The sequence below is a fragment of the Ornithinimicrobium sufpigmenti genome (assembly GCF_004322775.1).
In the GTDB taxonomy this organism is placed as follows: Bacteria; Actinomycetota; Actinomycetes; order Actinomycetales; family Dermatophilaceae; genus Ornithinicoccus; species Ornithinicoccus sufpigmenti.
Window position 1 is genome coordinate 1,832,756 of sequence record NZ_CP036403.1, and the last position, 15,414, is coordinate 1,848,169.

Here is a 15,414-nt window from a genome sequence, read left to right on the forward strand (position 1 = left end):
CGAGATTCGTCAGACGTGCTCCGATCGAAGGGTCACCAGATGTTGCTCGAGGTGCGCAACCTCCATACCGAGTTCCGGACGCGGTCCTCCACCGTCCGGGCCGTCGACGACGTCAACTTCACCGTGAGCGAGGGTGAGACGGTCGCGCTGGTGGGGGAGTCCGGCTCCGGCAAGTCCGTGACCGCGCTGTCCATCATGGGTCTGATCAAGGGTCCCTCGGCCCAGGTCACCGAGGGTGAGGTGCTGCTGGAGGGCCAGGACCTGCTGCGGATGAGTCCGGCGAAGGTGCGTCGGCGGCGCGGGTCGGACATCGCCATGGTGTTCCAGGACCCGATGACGGCGCTCAACCCGGGCCTGACGATCGGACGGCAGCTCACCGAGTCCTTCCGCGTGCACACCGGCGCCTCACGCGAGCAGGCCCGCCGGCGCGGAGTCGAGCTGCTCGGCCTGGTCGGCATCCCCGAGCCGGAGAGTCGCCTGAAGGCCTACCCGCACCAGTTGTCGGGAGGTATGCGCCAGCGCGTCATGATCGCCATCGCCCTCTCCTGCGAACCCAAGCTCATCGTGGCCGACGAGATCACCACCGCGCTCGATGTCACGATCCAGGCCCAGATCCTGGAGTTGCTGAGGCAGCTCGCGAGGGAGACCCGGACCGCGCTGATCCTCATCACCCACGATCTCGGCATCGTCGCTGGCATGGCGGACCGCGTCAATGTCATGTACGGAGGCCAGGTCGTCGAGTCCGCTCCCACCGAGGCGCTGTACGAGCGACCCCGGATGCCCTACACCTGGGGCCTGCTGAGCTCGATCCCGCGCCTGGACCGGCCCCGGCCGGACAAGCTGGTGACCATCAAAGGCTCACCCCCCGACATGTCCCGCCCGTCGGTCGGCTGCCGCTATGCACCCCGGTGCCCCTTCGTGCGCGACGTATGCCGACGGCACGTTCCGCTCCTGGCGCACAGCGACCCATCGACGCCGGGCCACCTCTCCCGGTGCTGGGGAACTGCGGACGTGCCCGACGGCGGCTGGCTGAGGGGTGTCGACTGGCGAGTGGCCCAGGCGCAGGCCCAGCCGCAGGACCGGTCGGAACTCGCCGGGGACCTGCCCGAGGGGGACGGGGACGACCTGCGGGTCGAGCCGGAGCTCCGTGTCGACAGCGAGGCCCACGATGACTGACACAGCACTGACCCCGCGTCAGGTCGACCTACCCACCCGTCCGCTCATCGAGGTCTCCGACCTCAGCGTGGACTTCCGCGTACGGGGCAGCCGGCGCGGCGCCCGGTTGCGCGCGGTCGACGGGGTCAGCTTCGACATCGACCGCGGCCGGACCCTCGGCATGGTGGGGGAGTCGGGCAGCGGCAAGTCCACCATGGGGCGTGCCATCCTGCAGCTGGAGCGGGCCGCTGAGGGCTCGGTGCGCTTCGAGGGCACCGACCTGACCACGCTCTCCGGGGGCCAGTTGCGGTCTTACCGACGCCGGATGCAGATGGTGTTCCAGGATCCGTTCGCTTCCCTCAACCCCCGGATGACCGTGGGGGACACGGTCGGCGACTCCCTGCTCGCGCACGACATCGGGACCCGCGCTGACCGGCGCGAGCGCGTCGGGCAGATGCTGGAGACCGTCGGGCTGGATCCCTCCTGGGCCGGCCGCTTCCCGCATGAGTTCTCCGGGGGGCAGCGTCAGCGGATCGCCATCGCCCGCGCCCTGGCGGTCGACCCGGACTTCGTCGTTGCCGACGAGCCGGTCTCCGCACTTGACGTCTCGGTCCAGGCGCAGACGATCAACCTGCTGGGGTCGCTGCAGGAGGACCTCGGTGTGACCTTCCTCTTCATCGCCCATGACCTTGCCGTCGTGCGGCAGCTCGCGCACAGGGTGGCCGTGGTGTACCTCGGCAAGGTGGTCGAACTCGCCGACCGGGATCAGCTCTACTCCTCCCCGGCGCACCCCTACACCGTCTCCCTGCTCTCGGCCGTCCCGATCCCCGAGCCCGCACTGGAGCGGCGGCGGGAGCGGATCATCCTGCGCGGGGACATCCCCAGCCCGATGTCTCCCCCGTCCGGGTGTCGCTTCCGCACCCGGTGCTGGAAGGCCCAGGAGGTGTGCGCCGAGGTAGTTCCCCCGCTGGTGACGCTGCGGCCGGGACACACGGCGGCCTGCCACTTCCCGGAGGCCTAGATCATGGTCAGCCGACGTTGGTCCGACAGCAGCCTCTTGACACAGGACAATTGTATCGGTGTACTGATCAACCAACACAGCGATACGCGCGATCGTCCCCGAGAGGTCCCCATGCCACGTAGTGCGAAGGTCGAGGTGCCGCCGGTCGCCGTCAGCGCTGAGGAGCTGCTGCTGAGACTGGTCGACACGGAGGCCATGCCCCTGTACCTCCAGGTCGTGCACCAGGTGAAGCAGCGCATCATGACCGGCGAGCTGGCGGACGGCGTGCAGCTGCCCGCGGTCCGGGCGCTCGCCGCCCATCTGGGGATCAACCCGGGCACGGTGGTCCAGGCCTACCGCCAGCTGGCGTCCGAGGGCTTGATCGAGTCCCTGCGGGGCCGTGGCTCCGTGGTGCGTCCCCTGAGCGGGCGGGTCTCGGACACCATGGCCCGGGAGCGGTTGCTGGATTCAGCCATCGACCGTCTCGTCGCCCGTTCCCGCGCCCTCGGTATTCCTGAGAACCAGACCCTGCAGCGGGTCAGCGCGGCCCTGCTCGACGCCCGGACGGGCGTGCCCGTTCTCTTCCTGGGGCAGACCGCCGAGCAGGCCACCCGGTTCGTCGGTGACCTGCAGCGACGCTATGAGAGCCACAAGGCCACCTTCCAGCCCTTGAGCATGGAGGAGCTGAGGACAAAGGGCACCGAGAGCATGGAGCGCGCACTCGAGGTCTCCTACACCATCCTCACCTTCGCCACCCTGGTCCCCGAGCTGGAGCGCCTGCTCGACCAGCGTGGGGTGGAGGCGGAGATCATCGGCGTACGAGCAGAGCTGACCCAGGCCTCGCTGGGACGACTGGGTGAGCTGTCGACCCAGGGCAGGTGCGCCGTGGTCACAGAGTCGCATGCGATCAGCACCGTGCTGGCGGAGGTCGAGCGTCTCGCCGGGATCGACCGTCACGACGTGCAGGTGGTGCACCGGCTCCCCGAGGGCGGTCTCGCTGTGGACGAGCTGCGCCCGACGCTCGACAGCGGCTGCACGCTGGTCTACACCTCCGGGGTGAGGGCCGAGGTCGCAGCCCTCGGCCTGCCGCCCGAACGCCTGGCCGAGCTGAGCTTCCGCCTGACCCCAGCCACGCTGCGCAAACTCGACCGGCGGTGGCGCACGGCCAAGGGGGAGGAGGCGTGAACCCCGAGCGCTATGTCCTGGCCGCCCGGCTGGTCAGCTACCTGGGCGAGCGGTACAGGGCCCTGGAGATCCTGAGCGAGGGACTGGATGCCTTCCCGGGCGACCTGCGGCTGCTCCATCAGCGCGGGACCATGCGTCTCATCACCCGGGCGATCCCCGAGGCCAGGGCTGACCTGGAAGCCGCTGTCGCGCACGAAGGATGGGACGCACCCGACACCTACCGCGAGCAGGTGGTGGGCGACGTGCTGGCCCTGGTCCTCGACCGCCAGGACGCTGAACCGACGCACGCCGCCCACGGCTCGGTCCGTGCCGGCGCCTGGCTCCACCTCGGACTGACCCACTACCTGCTGGGCGACCTCGACGCGGCGGCGCAGGCCTTTGCCCGCTCCCGCGAGCTGGCGCACGAGCCCTACCAGGAGCTGGCCGCGGTGGACTGGGGGTACCTCTCGCTCTACCGGGCGGGCCGGCCGGAGGAAGCCCAGTCGCTGGTGGACGACCTGGTCTGGGACGACTATCGCCTCGGTGGGGCGGCGTCCACGACGGGCAGGTCGTTGGAGCGGTGCTACGTGCAACGGCTGCAGCTCTACCGGGGCGAGGCCCGCCCGGAGGAGCTGCTGCGGGCCACGAGCACCGAGGGCATCGACGTCGCCACCCTCGGGTACGGCGTCGGCGTCTGGTATCTCTGCCACGGCTACGACGCGGCCGCAGCACGCACATTCGAGCGGATCCTCGAGGTCGGTGACCCCACCACCATGGGCTACCTGGCCGCGGAGTCCGAACGTGCCCGCCCGACCGAGCCCTCACCCGGCCCGGCCTGAGCCGGCAGCACGACCGTCGGTCGGCTCGCAACCTCGGAGCCCTGACGCCCCACCCACCTAACGAAGTGAAGGACGAGGTCACATGAAGACACTGCGTGCCCGACTACTGGTCGGGGTCACCACAGCACTCGCGCTCACCGCCTGCTCCAGCGGTGGCGCACCGCCGGCGAGCACCCCCTCGGCCGCGCCGAACACCCAGGCCTCATCGCCGACCGACGGGAGCGTCTCCACCACCGGCGCCGAAGCACCCAGCGGCCCGGCCACCTACGTGGGCGAGATCCGCTACGAGGACGAGGACCAGAGTGCAGAGCCGCAGCACGGCGGCACCCTGCGGTTCCTGGCCCGCCTCGACGCCGACGAGCTGGATCCGCACGTGGGCACGGACACCACGTCCATCATCGCCGGTGCTCTGGTCTACGAGGGCCTCGTCGAGAACGTCCGTGGCGAGATCCAGCCGCTGCTCGCCGAGTCCTGGGACATCTCCGAGGACGGCCTGACCTACACCTTCCACCTGCGCGACGACGCCGTCTTCCACAGCGGCCGCCCGATGGTGGCCGAGGATGTGGTCTATTCCCTCGAGCGGGTGATGGACCCAGACACCCTCGCCCCGAACGCGGCCAGCTACCAGGACATCGAGTCGGTGGAGGCACCGGACGACCAGACCGTCGTCATCACGCTCTCCCAGCCGTTCGCGCCGATGCTGTTCCAGCTCAGTGCACTGTCCTCCGTGGTCGTGGACCGTGAGGTGGTCGAGGCCGGCGGCTTGTCGGCTCCGCCGAGCGGCGGAACCGGACCGTTCATGCTGGACGAGCACAACGTCGGACGCAACCTGACCCTAGAGGCCCACCCGGACTACTGGCACCCCGAGCTCCCCTACCTGGACGCGATCGACTTCACCTGGAACCCCGACGACAACGCCCGCGCCGCGGCCATCCGCAGCGAGAGCGTCGACCTGCTGTTCCAGCCGGCGCCCACGTTCATGGAGACCCTAATGAACGACGAGAACCTGAAATGGTACGGCGGGTCCGGCAGCCTGTCCCTGCACCTGCTGCTCAACACCCAGCGTGAGCCGTTCAACGACGAGCGCGTGCGTCAGGCGATCTTCCACGCCCTGGACCGTCAGGAGCTGCTCGACGTGGCCAACGAGGGCTACGGCATCCCGCTCAACGGTGGATACCTGCCGCCGGACCGCTGGGGTGGTCTTCAGGAGCCGGTGTACGGCGAGCCGGACCTGGAGAAGGCGCGCGAGCTGCTCGCCGATGCGGGTTACCCGGAGGGTTTCGAGGCCGAGCTGACGGTCATCGGCAGCTCCGCTTTCCAGCTGCGGCAGGCCGAGGTCGAGCAGGCCCAGCTGGCCCAGATCGGCATCGACATCACGCTCAACCCGGTGGACGCCCAGGTCTCGCGTGACCTCACCGAGTCCGGAGAGTTCGACATGTATCAGAGCGGTTTCGGGCTGCGGGCCGACCCGAACGAGCGGTTCACCGCGGCCTTCCACTCCGATGGTGGGTTGAACTGGGCCAAGTGGAGCGACGAGGAGTTCGACCGACTCATCGAGGAGGCACGGGCGATCGGCGACCAGGAGGAGCGGGCGGAGCTCTACCAGCAGGCCGACCGCATCCTGGCCGAACGCGGCCCCGCCGCCTTCACCATCCTGACGGCCAGCTACGACGTGGTGCGCAACAACGTCATGGGGTACAGCTACGACCCGACGCCGAGCTTCTCCATCTACAAGCACCTCTGGCTCGCCGACTGACCGCCTGACCCGACTCCGCGCGGCCGCCCAGCGGCGGCCGCGCGGACCGGCCTACCGAAACGGACCCCCTCATGCTCCGCTATGGCGCCACCCTGCCCATCTCCAGCCTCGACGGTGTGCGGTCCTCGGCCAACGAGGCCACCTCCCTGCTCTACTCCCGACTCGTCACGGTCGACGCGTTCGGCGAGATTGCCCTCGACCTGGCCGGCTCGCACGACGTCAGTCCCGACGGGCTGCAGCACACCTTCCGACCACGTGGCGACGCGACCTGGTCCGACGATCGGCCGGTGACGGCAGAGGACCTGACGCTGGCGCTGCGCCTCGTGTCAGACCCTGGCTTGCGGGCCCGGTCCGCGTTCCGGCTGGTGCACGTGCGGTCCGTGGAGTCGGTCGGCGACGCGACCGTGGTCACCCTCACCCGGCCCATGCCGTCCTTCCTCCACGCACTGAACAAGGTCCGGGTGGTGCCCGCCCACCGGCACACGGCGGAGGAGTACGCCGAGGGCGCCTGCGACGCGGACCCGGTGGGCAGCGGGCCGTACCGGCTGGTGGAGCGTACCGAGGGGGGCTGCACCTTCGAGGCGCGCCAGGACTACTTCGGCACCGTTCCCGGCATCGGAACCATCAGGATGCAGCAGATCGCCCAGGACCGGGACCGCGCTCTGGCGCTGGCACAGGACGAGATCGACTTCGGCCAGATCAAGGCCCAGGACGTGGACGTCCTCACCGAGGACGTCCGGGCCCACTCCATCCGCACCCGGGTGTGGAGGGCGCTGTCCTTCCGGCTCAGCCACCCCCTTCTCGCCGACGCTCGGGTCCGGCGAGCCCTCTCGGAGCTGGTCGACCGGGAGGAGGTGGTGCTCCGCGCCTTGGGCGGTTACGGCCTCCCGCAGTACTGGCCTACCCCACCCAGCTCCTGGGCCAGCCCTCAGGACGTCCCCCCCACCGGGGTCGAGCAGGCCGCCGAGACCCTGACCGAAGCCGGGTGGGAACGGTCCGCCGGGGGATGGTGGAAGGACGGGCAGCAGCTGGTCCTGAGGCTGGCCTACCTGGAGTCCGAGACGTTCCGTCGGGTGACCAGCGAGGTGATCGCGGAGCAGTTCGGTCGCTTCGGCATCCCCGTACAGCTCACGCCCATCACCTGGGAGGCCTACCGCGACATGGACGCGCACGGGCTTCGGGACACCGAGCACGACGGCATGGTGGTGGGCTGGAGCGGAGGCGTGGACCCCTACGAGAACCTGGCGAGCCGCTACCGCTCCGACGGGGTGTACAACCGCGACGGCTACCGGAACCCGCGTCTCGACGACGTGCTGGACCGGGCCGTGCAGGCCCCCGAACGTGCGGAGGCCCGCGACCTCTACCACCAGGTGATGCGGATGACCCATGAGGACTCGATCATGGCTCCGCTCGCCAACCCCATGTACCTCTTCGGCGCCAGGTCGCACCTGACCGGCTTCGAGGACTTCGAGGTGGACAGCTTCTACGAGCTGCCGCAGTACGCCAATCTCATCCGATCCACCACCTGACTAGGAGACCCATGCCTACCCCGTCCACCCAGGACCGCCACATCATCGCCGCGCGGCTCAAGGGTTATCTGAACAAGCCGCACGACGCTATCGACCTCCTCACCGCCGCGCTGGAGGAAGACCCGGGGAGCATCCGGCTGCTGCGCTTCCGCGGTCACCGGCGTATCTCGGTGCGCGACTTCGAGGGTGCCATTGCCGACCTGACCACGGCCGCAACGCACCTGCCCGAGGTGCCCGACGAGTTCGAGCTGTACCAGAAGGATGTCGAGCCGGACGCGATCGCCCTCATCCTGGGCGCCACCGACATCCAGGACCACCACCCCAGCGTCCAGTCGCTGGAGGGTTCGCCGGAGGCTGACCGATACATGACGACCCTGCACTCGGCCGTCTGGTACCACCTGGGCGTCGCCCTGTACCTCGACGGGCAGCTGAGCGAGGCGGTCGAGCCGTTCCGGAAGGCCTACGAGACGGCACGGCACTACGAGAGCAAGGTCGCCAGCCTGGACTGGAGCTACATGATCCTGCGCCGGCTGGGTCGCGAACAGGAGGCGGAGCAGCTACTCACGACGTTCGCCGGGTTGGTCGACGAGTACGACGCGCAGGCTGCCGGCTACCACGAACGGATGGAGCTCTACTCCGGTCGGCGCAGCGGCGACGACCTCCGCGACACGATCCTCGGCGACCCGATCCAACTGGCCACCGTGGGCTATGGCCTGGGCAACTGGTACCTGTACAACGGCGAGCCGGACAAGGCCGAGACCGTCTTCGACGAGGTGCTGTCCGCCGGGGCCCGCTACGCCTTCGCCTACCTGGCCGCCGAGTCCGAGCGTGAGCGCCGCGGCGAGCTCGCCGCCGCCTACCGCTGAGCCGCTGCCGAGCGCAGCAGCATGTCACCATCCCGCACCACGTACCGCACCCCCACCACCACACAGTAGGAGCACAGTCATGGCTATCGTCCGGGTCGAGATGGGCAAGCGCCCCCAACCAGAACGCGAGTCGATCATCGCCGGGATCACCGATGTCCTGGTGGCCCACGGGTCACCCCGGGAGAACACCCACGTGATCCTCTATGAGATCGACTACGACGTCTGGGCCAAGGGCGGTCTGCCCTACAGCGTCCGCGCCAAGACCGTCCCCCAGCCGTCCGGCACTCATCCGGGGTCGGCCGGCGAGGTCGCCGGTCAGCACGAGGCCTCCGACTCGTGAGCGATCCACGCGCGACGGTCCTGATCAGCGAAAACCTGGCGGAGGCGATGCCGCAGCTGCCAGAGCGCTATCCAGACGTGGAGTTCCTGCGAGTGCCGCTACGCACGAACGCGTGGGACGACGGTTATGCACGGGCCAACGCCGTCTTCCGCAGCGCCATGGACGAGGACCTGTTCGAGGAGGTCCTGCGGACCGCTGAGGACCTGCGGTGGGTGCAGATCTCCGCGGCAGGGTTCGACTGGATGGGAGGTGACCTTCTCCAGCAGCGGGTGCGCCAGGGGCTGCAGGTCACCCGATCCTGGAATTCCTACAACTCCTCGATGGCCGAGTACGTCATCGGTGCCATGCTGCTCATGGCGCGTGACTTCCCGGGGATGGCACGGGCCCAGGAACGCCGCGAGTGGGTCCGGGTGACCGGCCGGGAGGTCCGCGGCTCGACCGTCGGCATCTTCGGCACCGGCGCCATCGGCCGGGAGGTGGCCTGGCGCACGACCGCCCTTGGGGCGACCACCATCGGAATCAGTCGCAGCGGTGCCCCCGCGGAGGGCTTCCACGAGACCTTCCCCCGGGAGTCGATCGAGGAGGTGCTGCCCCGCTGCGACTACGTCGTCCTGGCGATGCCCCTGACGCCGGAGACGCGCAACACCTTCACCGCTGAACGGTTCGCCCTGATGAAGCAGGGGGCCATCCTGGTCAACGTGGGGCGCGGCGCCCTCATCGACGACCAAGCGCTCATGGATGCGACGAGCTCCGGACAGATCGCAGGGGCCGTGCTGGACGCCTTCGTCGAGGAGCCCCTTCCCGAGGACAGCCCCCTGTGGTCTGCGTGCAACATCGTGGTGACCCCCCACTGCTCCTTCCGGACCGACCGCATCATGGACCGTCTGTGCGCCGACTTCACCGAGAATCTGGATCGCTACCTCTCGGGACAGCCGCTCGAGGGGACCATGCGGGAGCCAGCGCTCGGCTACTGAGGCGGGCACGCGACCGGCGGTTGCCGTGCGGACGGCACTTCTTGTGATCACCGACCGCGCGGCACCGTCGTGGGCGGTCCTGTCGAGGTGTCAGCTCGACCCTGGCCGGCGAGCGCCCAGCGCAGCGCGATGAGCACCGCCAGGCCGAGGGCGGGGAGCTCGCCCAGGGCCCACACCAACGCACCACCGAGCTGCTGGTCGGCGAGAGGATCTGCCAGCCAGGGCAGACCCGTTCCGGCGTAGTAGCCCGGCCCCGCCAGGTCCGCGCCGGTCCGGAGGGAAAGTCCGAGGACGCCGTAGAACAGCACCGAGGGCAGCAGCAGGACCAGACGGATGCCGGGAGGAGGCCGGAGGGGGCCGGGGTCGGTGCCGATGAGCGCGTTGGTGAGGAGGTACCCCGCGAGGGAGAGGTAGAGCACGACGACCAGGTTGGTCACGGGGCTGGCAAGGGCCAGCCCGTGGAGCGGGGTGAGGTAGAGCAGCGCCACCGCGGCCACGATGTGCACGGCGGCCACGAGCGGGGTGACCAGCACCCGGCCGACCCTGCTGTGCAGGAGGGCCAGCAGCCACTCGCGCGGGCCGTCGGAGCCGTCGTCCCGACGGGGCAGCGCCCGCAGCGCCAGCGTGACCGGCGCGGCGCCTGCATAGGCGACCGGCAGCACGACCGCGAGCAGCAGGTGCTGGGCCACGTGCGCGCTGAACTGGACAGAGCCGTAGACCGCCAGCCCGCCATTGGTCGCCCACGCGAAGCCGACGATCCCGACGACCGCGCTGGTCGTGCGGCGCACCGGCCAGGCCTGGCCGCGGGACCGGAGGGTGAGCACCCAGCGCAGGTAGACGACGAGCGCAGACCCGGCGATCAGCAGGGTGACCGGTTCGATGCGCACCTGCGTGAGGTAGGTCAGGACGCCGGGAGCCGGCGGAGCGGCATACCCGGTCAGCTGTCCAGACACATCGGTCGCGGGCACGCTGGCGGTCTGAGGGGGGTCGGTGCGGGCCAGCGCGACCGACAGGCCCATCACGGCAGCCATGAGCACGACCTCGCCGGCGGCGAGCCGCCCGAAGGCACGGGGCCGTCCACGCTCCAGCAGCGGCAGGGTCAGCCGTCGGTGCGCCGTCCCCAGGACGCCCAGCCACCCGAGCAGGACCACCTTGGTGAGCACGATGAGGCCCCAGCCGGAGCTGAAGATGTCCCCGGGGCCGTCGATGCGGACGACCAGGCTGACCACCCCGGAGTAGGTCAGGACGGCGTAGGACCACAGGGCGAGGGTGGAGTATCGCGTCGTCCACGGGACCAGCTGCTCCGCGTCGTGGCCCCGCGCGAGGACCAGCACGAGGACGAGCAGGCCTCCGACCCAGACGCAGGCGGCGCCGGTATGCAGCCACATCCCCAGCACGGCCGTGCCGTGGCCCTGCGTGCCCCCGGCGTGCCCCAACCCGGCCAGCTGCAGCAGCGCCACACCGGCCAGCAGGAGCGCGATCCATGCCTCGCCGGGGCCGCGGGCGACGAGGGCGGCGACGGCGACCAGGGCGGTGGTGAGGGTGGCCGCGGCCAGCGTTCGACCGCTGCTCAGGTCGAGGAAGTCGGTGAGGTGCACCATCACCTCGCTGGTCGGCCAGCCACCGGCCACGTCCAGGAAGGTCAGCAGCAGCTGGCCGCCCTGGAGCACCGCCCACGCCGCGGCGGCGCAGGTCGCCAGGTTGCGCAGCCTGACCCAGGTCGGGGCGGGCGGATGGGCCGCCGGCACCACCGTGATGCCGACGACCAGGGCGCCGACGGCCAGCGCCGCCGCGGCCCGGGACAGGGCGGTGACGGCCGGCAGCCCCCAGCGGACGACCGGCCCGGGGTCGCCGAGAACGGGCGGGGCAGCGGCCCCGGTGGCCCAGACGGCCAGGACGAGCGACCCCAGCAGGGCCACCCCCGCGGCGACCACGAGGGTGCGCCCTCCGGCGTCCCCGCTGCCGCCGGCTCTGGTGACCACGACGTCGACCGTACCTGCAGTCACCGCCGCGTCGCGGGCCGACGTCCGCATGGAAAAGCCGTGGACACGACGCGTCGGGCCGACCATGCTGGGGCGGCCCGCGTGCGCCATGAGCGCTCCGGCGCGGGCCGACCACTTTCCCTGACAGGAGTTTTCCATGCCCACCGCCCCCAGCATCGACGTCCAGACCCTCACGGCCGCCGCCGAGCGTGGCAGTTTCAGCGGCCTGGTGGCGCTGGACGTGCCGGGGCGCGAGCCCGTCATCCACGCCTTCGGCCACGCGCACCGGGGGCTGGCGGTGCCCCATACCCGCTCCACCCGCTATGCGCTGGCCAGCGGCGGCAAGACCTTCACCGCGCTCGCGGTCCTGCGCCTGGTCGAGGACGGGGCGCTGCGGCTGGGCGACCCGGTGCGGCCGGTCCTCGGCTACGACCTGCCCCTCGTCGACGACGCGGTGACGGTCGAGCACCTGCTGACGCACACCTCCGGCATGGGTGACTACCTGGACGAGTCGGCGGGGTGGGAGAGCGACGACTACGTGCTCCAGGTGCCGGTGCACACCCTGACCGACACCGAGGCGTTCGTCCCGGTGATCGACGGGGTCGAGCAGGCCTTCGCGCCGGGGGAGCGGTTCGCCTACTGCAACGGCGGCTATGTGCTGCTCGCCCTCGTCGTGCAGCGGGTCAGCGGGCAGTCCTACCACTCCTACGTCGAGCAGGAGGTATGCCGTCGCGCCGGCCTGGGTGCGACCGGGTTCCTGCGCAGCGACGAGCTCCCCGGTGACGCGGCGCTCGGCTACCTCTACGACGACGGCCTGCGCACCAACGTCCTGCACCTGCCGGTCGTCGGCAACGGGGACGGTGGCATCTACTCCACCGCCGAGGACCTGCACCGCTTCTGGGGCGCCCTCGCTGACGGCAAGGTGGTGGGGGAGCAGATGCTGCAGGCGTTGACCGCGCCGCGGCACGACGTGCCCGACGAGGGCCTGCGCTATGCCGCCGGACTGTGGCTGCACGAGTCGGCGCCGCTGTGGGTGATGGAGGGCGCCGACGCCGGCGTCTCCTTCCGCTCCACCCACGACCCCGCCACCGGCGCGACCCTCAGCGTGCTCGGCAACACCTCAGACGGCGCCTGGCCGGTCATCGGCGAGCTGGCGGACCTGCTCGCCGGCTGACCGGCAGGTGAGGAACGTGCGCCTGGTCGTGTGAGGAACGTGCGCTCGGTCAGCGGAGGTACTCGGAGAGCAGCTCCAGCGTCGCGTCCGTCACCACGGTGGAACCGCCCAGCACGTAGATCGACTGCGGGTTCTGGCGGGTCAGCGCCGCCGCGGTCGCACCACGCACCCGGTCGTTGGCGGTGAGCACCATGGCCACCCCGTGCAGCCCGCCGGCGACGGCCGCGCCGACGAGGGCGTCGGGGAAGTCCTGGGCGGAGGCGACGTAGGCCGGCGTCCGGCCGGCGGGGAACTGCGCGGCGATCCTGGCCATGGTGGCGTAGCGGTCGTCGCCGGCCAGCCGGCGGTAGGTGCCGCTGGTCGAGTGAGAGGCCGCCTGCTGGGCCACGGCGTCCGAGACCGCGCCCGAGCCGCCGAGCACGACGATCTCCTGGGCGTCCAACCGGCGCAGCTGGTCGACGGTGGCCTGGTCGAGCCGGTCCTGCCGGGTCAGCAGCAACGGCATGTGCTCGTGCCCGGCCAGGGCCGCGCCGGCCAGCGCGTCCGGGTAGTCCTCGCCGCTGGCCAGGTAGACCCGCGCCCGGCCGGCGGGGTAGTACGCGGCCATCGCCGCGGCCGTCGCGTAGCGGTTCGTGCCGCCGACGCGGGTCAGGTCGCGGTTGCGGGTGAGGTCGCGCAGCTGGTCCGCCACCTCCGTGGCGACCGCGCCCGGTCCGCCGACCACCACGACGCGGGCCGGGTTCAGGCGCTGCAGCGCGGACAGGGTCGGCCCCGGGAGGCCGTCCGGACGGGTGAGGAGCACCGGCGCGTCATACACGCCGGCCCGTGCGGCGGCAGTCAGCGCGTCGGGGTAGTCCCGCCCGCTGACGACGTAGACGACGCTGACGTTCCTGCCCCACGCGCGGCTGGCCTCGGCCGCGGTGTCGTACCGGTCCTCGCCAGAGATCCGCTCCACGGTGCCGCTGGCGGTCGGCTCCAGGGTGAAGTAGTGCGAGGACAGCCCGTTGGCGTTGGCCGGCCACGGGTTGGACATCTGCAGCCCGCCGCCGGAGGCGTAGGCCCAGGTGTAGTGGCCGGCTGCCGTGAAACCCTCGACCCGGGCATCCAGCACCCGGCCGCCCCACTCGCCATGCCCGTCGCGGCGCAGGATCTGGACCCGCTCGACACGGTGGATGTTGTAGCGCTGCTCCAGGTTGCGGACCGGCAGCTGAGCCGTCCAGGAGCTGCGGGGGTTGTTGACGACCGCGTCGTACGGGTCGTCCTGGGCCACGAGGTAGCCGTGCCCCGCGCCGCCCACTGTGGTGTGCCCACCGGTGGAGGAGGAGTACATGGTGGTGGCCAGCTGCGGCGCGCCACCGCCGAAGTTGTAGGTGAGCACCTGGCCCTGCGTGGCGTTCACCGCGGCCGTGCTGTTGGCGTGCTCGTACCAGGTCAGCGTGCCGTCGGCGTTGCGCGCACCCATGCCGCGGTAGGCCTGGCAGGCGGTGGTGTCGCAGGTGTCGTAGTGGGCGGTGCCGCCCGCGCCGCGCAGGGCGTAGGAGCGGGCCGCGACGGCCTGGGCCTTGAGCGCCTCCGCGTGGAAGGACACCGGCATCTCGGCCATCGTCACCGAGCGCAGGTAGTGCTGCATCGGCAGGTGGTTGACCGTGATCAGGCTGGTCGTCCCGCGGAAGGTGGCGGTCAGCGTGCCGCGGTAGGCGCGCACCGAGCCGCCCGGCAGGTAGAGGTCGACGCTGCCCTCGGTCGGTGAGCTGAACGACACGGGGCAGGACTGCGACATACCCGACGGCCAGGCGGCGCGCCAGGTGCCGCCGCTGTCCAGGCCCTCGAGCGTGCACCCGGCCGCGGACGCGCTGGTCGCACGCACCCGCCACTGGCTGAAGCCAGAGGGCAGCTGGTATGTCGTGCCGCCGGGGGCGCTGCTCACCACCAGTCCGGGCCGGTGGGCGACGCGCGTGACGCCGTCGTTGTCGATGGTGATGCCGATCCGGATGGTGCCGGTGGAGCGGGTCTCCAGGTTGGTGCCCGGGTAGTAGAACGCGAGGATCTGCTGGTGCGTCAGCCCGGCCAGGCCGGCGCCGTGGGCGCCGTACTGGGACATGCCGATCCCGTGGCCGAAGCCTCCGCCGGTCACCTGGTAGACGCCGTCGGCCGGACGCGGGTAGACCTCGGCCCCCGGCTGCGGGGCGGGCAGGGAGGTGATCCCGCTCTCGACGACGGGCTGGGGCGTGCCGATCAGGTCGTCTCCTTGGGTGAGGACGCCGTGCCGCTGGTCGATCTCGAGCACCGGCGCGCCGTCGTCGAGGACGGGGCCCGCGTCAGGGGAGGGTGGCTGGTCGGGGGACGGCTGCTGGTCAGGCGAGAGCTGGTCTGGCGTGACCTGCTCCGGCGCAGCCGGCGCAAGGGTCTCCGGGGCGGCGGTCGCGGTCGCGGCGTCCTCGCCGTCGGCGGCGACCACCGTGGGGGTCAGGACCAGAGTGAGGGCGGTGCAGAGGGCAAGCAGAGAGCGGCGCATGGTGATGGGACTCCTGGGACTGGGCGCGACCGGGACAGGGTCGACCGGAACAGCATGCGCTAGCCGTGACGGATGTTGCAAGAGTGACCGGCGAAATACACCGCCGTAGTTCGAGGCCAG

Annotated in this window: 12 protein-coding genes; 10 read left to right on the forward strand and 2 right to left on the reverse strand. The window is 71.0% G+C overall.

The window, feature by feature from the left end; all coding sequences use genetic code 11:
* The first annotated feature begins 39 nt into the window (after positions 1-39).
* From ESZ52_RS08360 to ESZ52_RS08395, 9 genes are all read left to right on the forward strand, one after another.
* Positions 40-1,176: an ABC transporter ATP-binding protein gene (locus ESZ52_RS08360; protein WP_131104529.1), complete on the forward strand. Its 1,137-nt coding sequence runs from the start codon at positions 40-42 to the stop codon at positions 1,174-1,176.
* Complete coding sequence (locus tag ESZ52_RS08365) at positions 1,169-2,176, forward strand: ABC transporter ATP-binding protein (protein ID WP_131104530.1); 1,008 nt, start codon at positions 1,169-1,171, stop codon at positions 2,174-2,176. The genes ESZ52_RS08360 and ESZ52_RS08365 overlap by 8 nt, the downstream gene beginning before the upstream one ends.
* A 111-nt stretch (positions 2,177-2,287) precedes the next feature.
* Positions 2,288-3,340 (forward strand): GntR family transcriptional regulator, encoded by a 1,053-nt coding sequence (locus tag ESZ52_RS08370; RefSeq protein WP_181009876.1) that lies wholly within the window; start codon positions 2,288-2,290, stop codon positions 3,338-3,340.
* Positions 3,337-4,158 carry a hypothetical protein gene (locus tag ESZ52_RS08375; protein WP_131104532.1) on the forward strand — a complete coding sequence of 274 codons (822 nt, stop codon included), beginning with the start codon at positions 3,337-3,339 and terminating at the stop codon, positions 4,156-4,158. Before ESZ52_RS08370 ends, ESZ52_RS08375 begins: the two co-directional genes overlap by 4 nt.
* Positions 4,159-4,240: 82 nt before the next feature.
* Positions 4,241-5,914 (forward strand): ABC transporter substrate-binding protein, encoded by a 1,674-nt coding sequence (locus tag ESZ52_RS08380; RefSeq protein WP_131104533.1) that lies wholly within the window; start codon positions 4,241-4,243, stop codon positions 5,912-5,914.
* A 71-nt stretch (positions 5,915-5,985) separates the two neighbouring features.
* Positions 5,986-7,443 (forward strand): ABC transporter substrate-binding protein, encoded by a 1,458-nt coding sequence (locus ESZ52_RS08385; RefSeq protein WP_131104534.1) that lies wholly within the window; start codon positions 5,986-5,988, stop codon positions 7,441-7,443.
* Between the two features lie 11 nt (positions 7,444-7,454).
* A complete protein-coding gene (locus tag ESZ52_RS19250) occupies positions 7,455-8,309 on the forward strand; it encodes a tetratricopeptide repeat protein (RefSeq protein ID WP_181009875.1) in 855 nt (284 codons plus the stop codon).
* A 79-nt stretch (positions 8,310-8,388) separates the two neighbouring features.
* Entirely contained in the window at positions 8,389-8,649 is a 261-nt protein-coding gene (locus tag ESZ52_RS19255; RefSeq protein ID WP_181009874.1) for a tautomerase family protein, read from the forward strand.
* Entirely contained in the window at positions 8,646-9,623 is a 978-nt protein-coding gene (locus tag ESZ52_RS08395; protein ID WP_131104536.1) for a D-2-hydroxyacid dehydrogenase, read from the forward strand. Before ESZ52_RS19255 ends, ESZ52_RS08395 begins: the two co-directional genes overlap by 4 nt.
* Positions 9,624-9,670: 47 nt before the next feature.
* Here ESZ52_RS08395 and ESZ52_RS08400 read toward each other — a convergent pair whose 3' ends face one another.
* Complete coding sequence (locus ESZ52_RS08400; protein WP_181009873.1) at positions 9,671-11,605, reverse strand: bifunctional copper resistance protein CopD/cytochrome c oxidase assembly protein; 1,935 nt, start codon at positions 11,603-11,605, stop codon at positions 9,671-9,673.
* Between the two features lie 157 nt (positions 11,606-11,762).
* Between ESZ52_RS08400 and ESZ52_RS08405 the strand changes: the two genes are divergently transcribed.
* The gene (locus tag ESZ52_RS08405; protein ID WP_131104538.1) at positions 11,763-12,779 is read left to right on the forward strand and encodes a serine hydrolase domain-containing protein; all 1,017 of its coding nucleotides are present in this window, start codon (positions 11,763-11,765) and stop codon (positions 12,777-12,779) included.
* Between the two features lie 49 nt (positions 12,780-12,828).
* On the opposite strand, the gene ESZ52_RS08410 is transcribed toward ESZ52_RS08405, so the two are convergent.
* Entirely contained in the window at positions 12,829-15,294 is a 2,466-nt protein-coding gene (locus ESZ52_RS08410) for a cell wall-binding repeat-containing protein (RefSeq protein ID WP_131104539.1), read from the reverse strand.
* Positions 15,295-15,414 lie beyond the last annotated feature (120 nt).